This is a genomic window from Thiomicrorhabdus indica, from assembly GCF_004293625.1.
Lineage (GTDB): Bacteria > Pseudomonadota > Gammaproteobacteria > Thiomicrospirales > Thiomicrospiraceae > Thiomicrorhabdus > Thiomicrorhabdus indica.
In genome coordinates, this window is the sequence record NZ_CP033040.1 from 440,497 (window position 1) to 452,169 (window position 11,673).

The window sequence follows — 11,673 nt, forward strand, 5'->3', positions numbered from 1 at the left end:
ATAACTTTCGGAGCTACTACAGTTTTATGCATTCCCAATAACAAAATGTTAATTAAGATTGTTGCGAAGAGTGCTAAACACATCCAAGACAATCTACTTCGTTGAGGTAAGTGATGACCTATTCTTTAACTGAAAAGAAACGCGTCCGTAAGAATTTTGCGGAACGCCCATCAATTCTTGAAGTTCCTTATTTGCTGTCTTTGCAAAAGGGTTCTTATCATGATTTTTTACAATTGGATAAGAAACCAGCAAACCTACAGTCAATCGGTTTGCATGCGGCATTCCAATCTGTATTTCCAATAAACGGTGTAGCCGGTACCGCAGACCTTGAGTATGTGAATTACTATATTGGTCAACCTGAATTTGATGTCAAAGAATGTAAGCAGCGTGGTGTAACTTATGCTGCACCTTTACGTGTGAAAATGCGTTTGGTGTTGTTTGATAAAGATGCACCGGCCGGTAAACGTCCTGTTAAAGATGTTAAAGAGCAAGAAGTTTATTTGGGTGATATTCCATTAATGACGGATAACGGAACGTTTGTTATCAACGGTACTGAGCGTGTTATCGTGACTCAGCTACACCGTTCTCCAGGTGTCATCTTTGACAGTGATAAAGGTAAGTCACACTCATCTGGTAAGTTGCTTTTTAATGCCCGTATTATTCCTTATCGTGGTTCTTGGTTGGATTTCGAATTTGACCATAATGATTGTCTATTTACTCGTATTGACCGTCGCCGTAAGTTGCCTGTAACTGTGTTGCTTCGCGCAATGGGTTATAACAACGAAGAAATTCTTGAGCAGTTCTTTGTTTCAAATAAAGTGGAAGTGGGAGCGTCTTCATTTATTCTGAATCTTGAATATGACCAACTTAAAGGTCAAACAGCTGGTTTTGATGTTGAACACGATGGTAAGAAGATTGTTGAGACAGGTAAGAAAATCACTGCCCGTACCATCAAACAGTTAAAAGAAGCCAATATCACTAAGGCAGATGTAACGCCTGAATTCCTATTAGGTAAAGTCTTAGCGTCTGGTGTTATGGACCAATCAACTGGTGAGCTAGTTGCCCGTACGAATGAAGTTCTAACTGCGGAAACAATTCAAAAAATTTCAGGCATTAAAGGTGCGGAAATTCGAATTCTGTTTATCGATGAGTTGGAAAATGGTTCTTATATTTCAGATACATTGAACTTGGATACAACGACTTCTCAGTTAGAAGCTCAAACTGAAATTTATCGTATGATGCGCCCAGGTGAACCACCGACAAAAGAATCATCAGAAGCATTGTTCTCTAGCTTGTTCTTTGACGAGGCTCGCTATGATCTTTCTTCTGTGGGTCGTATGAAATTAAACCGTCGTTTAGGGCGTAAAAATAATGATGGTTCATTAGTTCTTGAAAAAGATGATATTACTGATGTTGTCCGTGAGTTGATTAATATTCGTAATGGTCTAAGCACAATTGATGATATTGATACTCTTGGTAACCGCCGTATTCGTGCTGTAGGTGAAATGGCAGAAAACGCTTTCCGAGTTGGTTTGGTCCGTGTAGAGCGTGCGGTTAAAGAGCGACTGAATCAGGCAGAATCTGATGGTCTTATGCCACAAGATTTAATTAATGCTAAACCTGTTTCTGCAGCGATTAAAGAGTTTTTCGGTTCATCGCAGTTGTCACAATTTATGGACCAAGTTAACCCGCTTTCTGAGGTCACTCACAAGCGACGTGTTTCCGCACTTGGGCCAGGTGGTCTAACTCGTGAACGTGCAGGGTTTGAGGTTCGAGATGTTCATCCGACGCACTATGGTCGCGTTTGCCCAATCGAAACGCCTGAAGGGCCAAACATCGGTTTGATCAATACACTGGCTATTTATGCGAAAACTAATGAATACGGTTTCTTGGAAACTCCATACCGTAAGGTAGTCGATGGCGTTGTAACGGATGAAATTGAATACGTTTCAGCAATTGATGAAGCGCAGTTTGTTATCGCTCAGGCATCAGCAAATCTAGATGCTGATGGAAAGTTTATTGATAATCTTATTTCTGCTCGTCATCAAAATGAATTTACTTTGGCTGCGTCATCCGATATCAACTATATGGATGTTTCACCTAAGCAGATTGTTTCGGTTGCAGCGGCATTGATTCCGTTCCTTGAGCATGATGATGCTAACCGTGCCTTAATGGGTGCAAACATGCAGCGTCAAGCGGTTCCATGTCTGCGTGCAGATAAACCGCTTGTTGGTACAGGTATCGAGAAAACGGTAGCGATTGACTCGGGTGTTACGGTTGTTGCAGATCGTGGCGGTGAGGTTCTGTCCTCGGATGCTTCACGTATTGTTGTTCGTGTAAGTAATGACGAGGTTCAAGAGGGTGAGTCGGGTGTTGATATCTATAACCTTGTTAAGTATCAGCGTTCAAACCAAAACACTTGTATTAATCAGAAGCCAATTGTAAAAGCGGGCGATATGATTTCTCGCGGTGATGTACTTGCTGATGGCCCATCTACTGATCTAGGTGAATTAGCACTTGGGCAAAACATGCGTATCGCGTTTATGCCTTGGAATGGTTACAACTTCGAGGATTCAATCCTAGTTTCAGAGCGTGTCGTGCAAGAAGATCGCTACACAACGATTCATATTGAAGAATTGACGTGTTTAGCTCGTGATACCAAACTTGGGCCTGAAGAAATCACTGCAGATATTCCAAACGTTTCTGAATCAGCACTAGGCCGTCTTGATGAGTGCGGTATCGTTCAAATCGGTGCTGAAGTTAAGCAAGGCGATATTCTGGTTGGTAAGGTCACTCCAAAAGGTGAAACTCAGCTAACGCCTGAAGAAAAGTTACTACGTGCAATCTTTGGTGAAAAAGCTTCAGATGTTAAAGATACTTCTTTACGTGTAACTAAGGGGGTTGAAGGGACTGTTATCGATGTTCAGGTCTTTACTCGTGAAGGCGTAGAGAAAGATGCGCGTGCGATTGAAATTCAAGATGAAGAGCTTGCGAAAATTCGTAAAGATATCAATGAGCAGTACCATATTCTTGAAGAAGATACTTATGCACGTGTTCGCCAAGTAATCAGTGGTAAGAACTTGGTTGATGGTACGAAAATTGATGATGCATTCCTTGAAAGTGTTCCGACAAATCGTTGGTTTGGTTTAAACATTGATGATGCTGATGCAATGCAATATATAGAAGCGACTGAAGCAGCGCTTAAAGCTAAACGTAAGTCATTTGATGAAGCTTATGAAGAGAAGCGTAAGAAGCTGACTCAGGGTGATGAGCTAGCTCCTGGTGTTTCGAAAATGGTTAAGGTTTACGTCGCGATCAAGCGTCGTATCCAGCCAGGTGACAAGATGGCCGGTCGTCACGGTAACAAAGGTGTTATCTCGCGTATCGCGCCAGTAGAAGATATGCCATACGATGAAACGGGTCGTCCAGTTGATATCTGTCTAAACCCTCTAGGTGTACCGTCACGTATGAACGTTGGTCAGATTTTGGAAGTTCACTTGGGCTTGGCTGCTGAAGGCCTTGGTCAGAAAATCAATACTATGATTCAAGAGCAGAAAGATCTAGCGGAAATGCGTACTTTCCTTGGCAAGATTTATAACGAGACTCAAGGACAAAGTGTTGATCTAGATAGCTTCTCTGACGATGAAGTGATTGAGCTTGCAGGAAATTTACGTAAAGGTGTTCCGTTGGCTTCACCTGTATTTGATGGTGCTTCTGAAGGTCAGATTAAGGCGCTATTACGTCTGGCCGATCTGCCAGAGTCTGGTCAAATGACATTGTATGATGGTCTGACGGGTGAGAAATTTGACCGACCGGTAACAGTTGGGTACATGTACTACTTGAAGTTGAACCATTTGGTTGACGATAAAATGCACGCGCGTTCAACAGGTCCTTACTCGCTGGTTACTCAGCAACCGTTGGGTGGTAAAGCTCAGTTTGGTGGTCAGCGTTTCGGTGAGATGGAGGTATGGGCACTTGAAGCTTATGGTGCAGCCTTTACTCTTCAAGAGATGTTGACAGTTAAGTCAGATGACTTGAATGGTCGTACTCGTATGTATAAGAACATTGTCGATGGTAACGAATATATGGAGCCTGGTATGCCTGAATCATTCAGCGTACTTCGTAAAGAGATTCGTGCACTAGGTATTGATATTGAGTTGGAGCAAGATTAATGAAAGATTTAATTGGTTTTCTAAAGAAACAAAACGTAAGTAGTGATTTTGATGCAATTAAAGTATCACTTGCTTCACCTGAAAAAATTCGTTCTTGGTCATATGGCGAAGTTAAAAAGCCTGAGACGATTAACTATCGTACATTCAAGCCTGAGCGTGACGGTCTATTCTGTGCCAAGATTTTTGGGCCAATCCGTGACTTTGAATGTTTGTGTGGTAAATACAAGCGTCTGAAACACCGTGGTGTCATCTGTGAAAAATGTGGGGTTGAGGTCACTCAATCAAAAGTACGTCGTGAGCGTATGGGTCACATTGATCTTGCAACGTCTGTTGCACACATTTGGTTCTTGAAATCATTACCGTCTCGTATCGGCTTGATGCTAGACATGACTTTGAAAGAAATTGAAGCGGTTCTTTATTTTGAAGCGTTCATGGTGACTGATCCTGGTTTAACTCCACTTGAGCCTTGGCAGTTGCTTTCTGAAGAAGAGTATCTGGATGCATTAGATGAGCATGGTGATGAGTTTGAAGCACAAATGGGTGCAGAAGCCATCAAGAAAATGCTGCAAGGTATTGATCTTGCCTATGAAGCTGAGCAGCTTCGTACAGAGATGGAAAATACCAACTCGGAAACGAAACAGAAAAAGCTCTCTAAGCGTTTAAAGTTGATTGATGCATTCTTACAATCTGGTAACAAGCCAGAGTGGATGGTATTGGATGTACTTCCAGTATTGCCACCAGAGTTGCGTCCATTAGTGCCGCTGGATGGTGGCCGCTTTGCAACTTCTGATTTGAATGATCTATATCGTCGTGTTATCAACCGTAACAATCGTTTGAAGCGTCTATTAGACTTGATGGCGCCAGATATTATCTGTCGTAATGAAAAGCGTATGCTTCAAGAGTCTGTTGACTCATTACTAGATAATGGCCGTCGTGGTCGTGCAGTAACCGGTACCAACAAGCGTCAGTTGAAATCACTGGCTGACATGATCAAAGGTAAGCAGGGTCGATTCCGTCAAAACCTTCTTGGTAAGCGTGTTGACTATTCAGGTCGTTCGGTCATCGTTGTTGGACCAACATTGCGTCTTCACCAATGTGGTCTACCGAAGAAAATGGCATTGGAACTGTTTAAGCCATTTATCTTCTCAAAGCTACAAAAACGCGGTATGGCGCCAACTATCAAGTCAGCTAAGAAAATGGTTGAGCTTGGTTTGCCGGAAGTATGGGATGTATTAGATGAAGTTATCCGTGAGCATCCAGTTCTTCTAAACCGTGCACCAACACTTCACCGTTTGGGTATTCAAGCGTTTGAACCAGTGTTGATTGAAGGTAAGGCGATTAACTTACACCCATTGGTGTGTTCAGCATTTAACGCTGACTTCGATGGTGATCAGATGGCGGTTCACGTTCCGTTGTCATTAGAAGCGCAGCTTGAAGCGCGTACTTTGATGATGTCGACCAACAACCTACTTTCACCTGCTAATGGTGATCCAATTATCGTTCCTTCTCAGGATGTTGTATTGGGTCTTTACTATATTTCGCGTGAAGCGGTAAATATGCAGGGTGAAGGCATGGCTTTCTCCAGCTGGGCTGAAGTTGAGCGTGCATTGACAGCAAATATTGTTCATTTGCATACGCGAATCAAGTTGAAACATAAAGAAGTTTCAATTGATGATGAAGGGAATGCAACTGAGTCAACTCGTGTCGTAGACACTACTGCTGGCCGTGCAATCTTGTCACGAATCTTGCCTGAAGGATTGAGTTACGATTTAATCAATACGAATTTGACGAAGAAGAATATTTCTAAGTTGTTGAACGAGTGTTACCGTAACTTAGGCCCTAAAGAAACAGTTATTTTTGCTGATCAGCTGATGTATGCCGGTTTTAAATGGTCAACACTTGCTGGTTTATCTTTCTGTTCAGACGATATGTTGATTCCAGATGAAAAAGCGGAATTGATTGCGCAAGCAGACGAAAAAGTCGCTGAAATCCAAAATCAATTCTCACAAGGTTTGGTTACTGAAGGTGAGCGTTACAACAAGGTTGTAGATATTTGGTCGCATACTAATGAGCTGGTTACTAAGTCGATGATGGCCGAGCTTCAAACTGAAACGGTTCAGGATAAAGAGGGTAAAGATGTTGAGCAAACGTCTTTTAACTCGGTTTATATGATGGCCGATTCTGGAGCTCGTGGTAGCGTAGCTCAGATGCGTCAGTTAGGTGGTATGCGTGGGCTTATGGCAAAACCGGATGGTTCGATTATCGAAACTCCGATTACTGCAAACTTCCGTGAAGGTCTGAACGTACTTCAGTACTTCATCTCAACTCACGGTGCTCGTAAAGGTCTAGCGGATACAGCTCTGAAAACGGCAAACTCTGGTTACTTAACCCGTCGATTAGTGGATGTTGCTCAAGACGTTGTTGTGACAGAAGAAGATTGTGGAACAGATGCGGGTGTACGTATGACCGCTCATGTTGAGGGTGGTGATATCGTTGAAACCCTTAAAGATCGTGTTTTAGGTCGTGTTACAAACCGTGATGTTGTTAAGGCTGATGGTACACTTTTAATACCGGCCGGTGCATTAATTGATGAGAACTTGGCTGAAATGATTGATAACAACGGTATTGATCATGTGTTCGTTCGTTCTCCAATGACATGTGATACTCGATTTGGTATCTGTAAGAAGTGTTATGGTCGTGATCTAGCGCGTGGTCACCTTGTTAATATGGGTGAGGCAGTTGGTGTTATGGCAGCTCAGTCGATTGGTGAGCCTGGTACTCAGCTGACCATGCGTACCTTCCATATCGGTGGTACAGCTTCTGGTTCTGCGGCACAGTCACAAATTGAAGTGAAGCACGATGGTTCGGTCAAATACTACAATGTGAAAACTCTAACGAATTCTGAGGGTGGCATCGTTGTCTCGTCACGTTCGGGTGAAATTTCAGTTATGGATGCAGATGGTCGCGAACAAGAACGTTACAAAATTGGTTATGGTTCCGTTTTGAATGTTGCAGATGGTGGCTCAATTGCAGCCGGAGGTATTTTGGCATCTTGGGATCCTCATACGCATCCAATCATTACAGAAGCGGAAGGTATTGTTCGTTTCGGTAACTTTGAAGGTACGGTTGAAGAACGTACGGATGAGATGACTGGTTTGAGCAGTTATGTTGTTAAAGATGCAAAAGAACGTACTTCAACTTCTAAAGAAGTTCGTCCATATATCGAACTTGTTGATGCATCGGGTGAAGCAGTTTGTTTCCCTGGTACTCAGACGCCAGCAATGTACTACTTGCCAGAAAACTCAATTGTTGACGTTCAAGCGAATGTACAAATTGGTCGAGGTGATACCTTAGCGCGTATTCCTCAAGCTTCATCGAAGAACAAAGATATTACCGGGGGTCTACCTCGTGTTGCTGATCTATTCGAAGCTCGTCAGCCAAAAGAGCCTTCTATTATGGCTGAAGTAACAGGTGTTATCGGATTCGGTAAAGAGACTAAAGGTAAGCAGCGTCTGATGATTACTCAGGATTCAGGTGAAGTCTATGAAGCGTTGATTCCGAAATGGCGTACAGTTAGCGTTTTTGAAGGTGAGCGTGTTGAAAAGGGTGATATCGTTGTTGAAGGTAGCCCAAATCCACATGACATTTTGCGTCTACAAGGTATTGAGAAGCTTGCAGAGTACATCGTTGACGAAGTACAGGATGTATATCGTTTGCAAGGTGTTAAGATCAACGATAAGCACATTGAAACAATTGTTCGTCAAATGTTGCGCAAAGTTGAAATTAAGAATGCTGGAGATACTGGGCTTATTCGAGGTGAGCAAGCAGAATATTCAACTGTCTTAACTCTGAATGAGAAGATGGAAGAAGAAGGTAAGATGCAAGCAACTTATGAGCGCGTATTATTGGGTATCACTAAAGCATCGCTTGCAACTGAATCATTTATTTCAGCGGCTTCTTTCCAAGAAACCACTCGTGTACTTACTGAAGCTGCGGTTTCAGGTAAGCGTGATACATTAGTTGGTCTGAAAGAAAATGTTATTGTCGGTCGTTTAATACCGGCCGGTACAGGTTTTGCCTACCATAAAGCGCGTCGTGAAGCGCAGGAAAGAACGCAGGTTGAATTGCAGGCGTTCATGAATCCTGATGCGGAAATGGAGCGTGCCGAAGAAAATGCTGAAGAAGTAATTTCTGAGGAATTGGTAGAGGTGATGGAATCGGCACCTGAAGGTGATATGTAATTTTTAGGGATTTCAAGTAGTTAGTGCTTGACATACTAAATTCACATCTTTAAAATCCGATTTCCTTATGCGTAGGTCAGCTATTTTTGGCCTACAACTTCGTTTATGTGTAAGAGTTAATCTCAAATTTGGAGAAATTTAATGGCTACTATTAACCAGTTGGTGCGTAAGCCGCGTAAAGATAAGCGTAAAGTTTCTAACGTTGCAGCGCTTCAGGCATGTCCTCAGCGTCGTGGTGTTTGTACGCGTGTTTATACAACAACCCCTAAAAAGCCAAACTCTGCTCTGCGTAAAGTTGCGCGTGTACGTTTAACGAATGGTTACGAAGTGGCTTCCTACATTGGTGGTGAAGGTCACAACCTACAAGAGCACTCGGTTATTCTTATCCGTGGTGGTCGTGTTAAAGATTTACCTGGTGTGCGATATCACACAGTTCGCGGTGCACTTGACTGTGCCGGTGTTGCTGATCGTAAACAAGGTCGTTCTAAGTACGGTGCGAAGCGTCCTAAGTAATTGTTATAAACCAGTTGGTTTAACAATCCCTTAACATACGCTCGCAATTTTAGTGTTACATTTATACCGGAAGAGTTAAGAATGGCAAGAAGAAGAGAAATTCCAAAACGTCAGGTGCTACCTGATCCGAAGTTTGGAGATACAACGTTAACAAAGTTCGTTAACATGATCATGGTCAGCGGTAAGAAAGCCGTGGCTGAAAAAATTGTTTACGATGCACTAGATATTCTAGTTGACCGTAAAAAAGGTGGCGAACACGCTGCATTGCTTCGCGAAGCATTGGAAGCAGTTGGTCCAATGGTTGAGGTTAAATCTCGCCGTGTTGGTGGTGCCACTTACCAAGTACCAGTTGAAGTTCGTGCAGAGCGTAAAATTGCTCTAGCGATGCGTTGGGTTGTTGATGCAGCTCGTAAGCGTAGCGAAAAAGGCATGATGCTTCGTCTAGCGGGTGAGCTTGGTGATGCACTTGAAGGTCGCGGTGCGGCTATCAAGAAGAAAGAAGATACCCACAGAATGGCAGAAGCAAACAAAGCCTTCTCTCATTTCCGTTGGTAATCATCTACTAATGGAGGCCCTTTTACAGGGCCTTTATTTTTGGCTTAAACTTAAAGGTTATTTAAAGTGGCACGTAAAACCCCTCTAAATAGATACCGCAACATTGGGATTATGGCCCACATTGATGCGGGTAAAACAACCACCACTGAACGAATCCTGTACTACACAGGTGTTTCTCATAAGGTCGGTGAAACACATGACGGTGGCGCTACCATGGACTGGATGGAGCAAGAGCAGGAGCGTGGTATTACCATTACTTCCGCTGCGACAACCTGTTTCTGGTCTGGTATGGCTCGTCAATTCCCTGAGCACCGTATCAATATCATCGACACTCCGGGACACGTTGACTTCACAATCGAGGTAGAGCGTTCTCTACGTGTTCTTGATGGTGCTGTGACTTGTTTCTGTTCTGTATCTGGTGTTGAGCCTCAGTCTGAGACTGTATGGCGTCAAGCAGATAAGTACGGCGTACCTCGTATGGGTTACGTCAACAAAATGGACCGTGCAGGTGCAAACTTCCTAAATGTTTGTCAGATGGTTAAAGATCGCCTTGCTGCAAATGCAGTTCCTATGCAACTTCCAATCGGTGCTGAAGAGACTTTTCGTGGTGTTGTTGATCTGGTTAAGATGAAAGCGATCTACTGGGAAGAAGAAAACATGGGTATGGCTTATACCTATGAAGATATCCCAGCTGAAATGATGGATGAGTGTCAAGAATGGCGTGAAAACCTAGTTGAAACTGCTGCTGAAGCTTCTGAAGAGTTGATGGATAAGTACCTAGAAGAAGATGATTTGTCTGAAGAAGATATTAAAGCAGGTATCCGTCAGCGTTGTATCGATGTTGAAATCGTACCAATGTTCTGCGGTTCATCTTTCAAAAACAAAGGTGTTCAGACGCTTCTAGATGGTGTTATTGAGCTTATGCCAGCACCGACTGATGTTCCTGCAATCAAGGGTGAACTTGATGACGGTACGGCTGTTGAGCGTCACTCTACAGATGATGAACCATTTGCGGCTCTAGCATTTAAAGTAATGACTGACCCATATGTTGGTACTTTAACATTCTTCCGTGTTTATTCAGGTGTTCTAGAAGCTGGTTCTCCAGTTATGAATACTGTTAAGCAGAAGCGTGAGCGTGTTGGTCGTATTCTTCAAATGCACTCGAACTCTCGTGAAGAAATCAAAGAAGTTCGTGCTGGTGATATCGCTTGTGCGGTTGGACTTAAAGATACAACAACCGGTGATACTCTATGTGATATGGATAATCCAGTTATCCTTGAGCGTATGGAATTCCCAGAGCCAGTTATCTCGATTGCAATCGAACCTAAGACAAAAGCTGACCAAGAGAAAATGGGTATTGCACTAGGTAAACTAGCAGCAGAAGATCCATCTTTCCGTGTTCACACTGATGAAGAAACAAACCAAACAATCATCTCTGGTATGGGTGAGCTTCACCTTGATATCCTAGTTGATCGTATGAAGCGTGAATTCAAAGTGGAAGCGAATATTGGTGCACCTCAGGTTTCTTACCGTGAAACAATTCGTCAAGAAGTTGAGTGTCAAGGTAAGTTTGTACGTCAGTCTGGTGGTCGTGGTCAGTATGGTCACGTTGTATTCAAGATTCGTCCACTTCCTGAAGATTCAGAGAAAGATAATTTCAATTTCATCAACTCGATTGTGGGTGGTGCGGTTCCTCGCGAATACATCGGTGCAGTTGAGAAGGGTGCTAAACAACAGCTTGAAGCTGGTGTTATCGCTGGCTTCCCAATGGTTGATGTTGAAGTTGAGCTAATTGATGGTTCTTACCACGATGTTGACTCAAACGAGATGGCTTTCCAAGTTGCTGCTGGAATGGGTATCAAGAACGGTACGGCGGAAGCCGGAGCGGTTCTTCTTGAGCCAATGATGAAAGTAGAGGTTGTTACTCCAGAAGAGTACATGGGTGATATCATCGGTGACCTTAACCGTCGTCGTGGTATTGTCAACGCAATGGATGATATTCCTACTGGTAAATCTGTTAAGGCTGAAGTACCACTTTCAGAAATGTTTGGTTATTCAAACCAAATGCGTTCTTTGACTCAAGGTCGTGCTTCTTACAGTATGGAATTCTTGAAATACGCTGAAGCACCTAAGAATGTTTCTGATGAAATCATCGCTGCTTCGAAGAAAGGCGAATAATTTAATTTAACTTT

5 protein-coding genes are annotated in these 11,673 nt (G+C 43.0%); all 5 read left to right on the forward strand.

What is annotated here, in order from left to right; translation table 11 throughout:
- Positions 1-113: 113 nt before the first annotated feature.
- The 5 genes from rpoB (at position 114) to fusA (ending at position 11,659) form a co-directional block, all read left to right on the forward strand.
- On the forward strand, positions 114-4,172 hold the full coding sequence (rpoB, locus tag D9T12_RS01805) for a DNA-directed RNA polymerase subunit beta (RefSeq protein ID WP_130536569.1): 4,059 nt from the start codon (positions 114-116) through the stop codon (positions 4,170-4,172).
- The gene (gene rpoC, locus D9T12_RS01810) at positions 4,172-8,413 is read left to right on the forward strand and encodes a DNA-directed RNA polymerase subunit beta' (RefSeq protein WP_130536570.1); all 4,242 of its coding nucleotides are present in this window, start codon (positions 4,172-4,174) and stop codon (positions 8,411-8,413) included. Before rpoB ends, rpoC begins: the two co-directional genes overlap by 1 nt.
- Positions 8,414-8,554: 141 nt before the next feature.
- Entirely contained in the window at positions 8,555-8,926 is a 372-nt protein-coding gene (gene rpsL / locus D9T12_RS01815; RefSeq protein WP_130536571.1) for a 30S ribosomal protein S12, read from the forward strand.
- An 81-nt stretch (positions 8,927-9,007) separates the two neighbouring features.
- Positions 9,008-9,481: a 30S ribosomal protein S7 gene (gene rpsG / locus D9T12_RS01820; RefSeq protein WP_130536572.1), complete on the forward strand. Its 474-nt coding sequence runs from the start codon at positions 9,008-9,010 to the stop codon at positions 9,479-9,481.
- Between the two features lie 66 nt (positions 9,482-9,547).
- Positions 9,548-11,659 (forward strand): elongation factor G, encoded by a 2,112-nt coding sequence (fusA, locus tag D9T12_RS01825; RefSeq protein WP_130536573.1) that lies wholly within the window; start codon positions 9,548-9,550, stop codon positions 11,657-11,659.
- Positions 11,660-11,673: the final 14 nt, after the last annotated feature.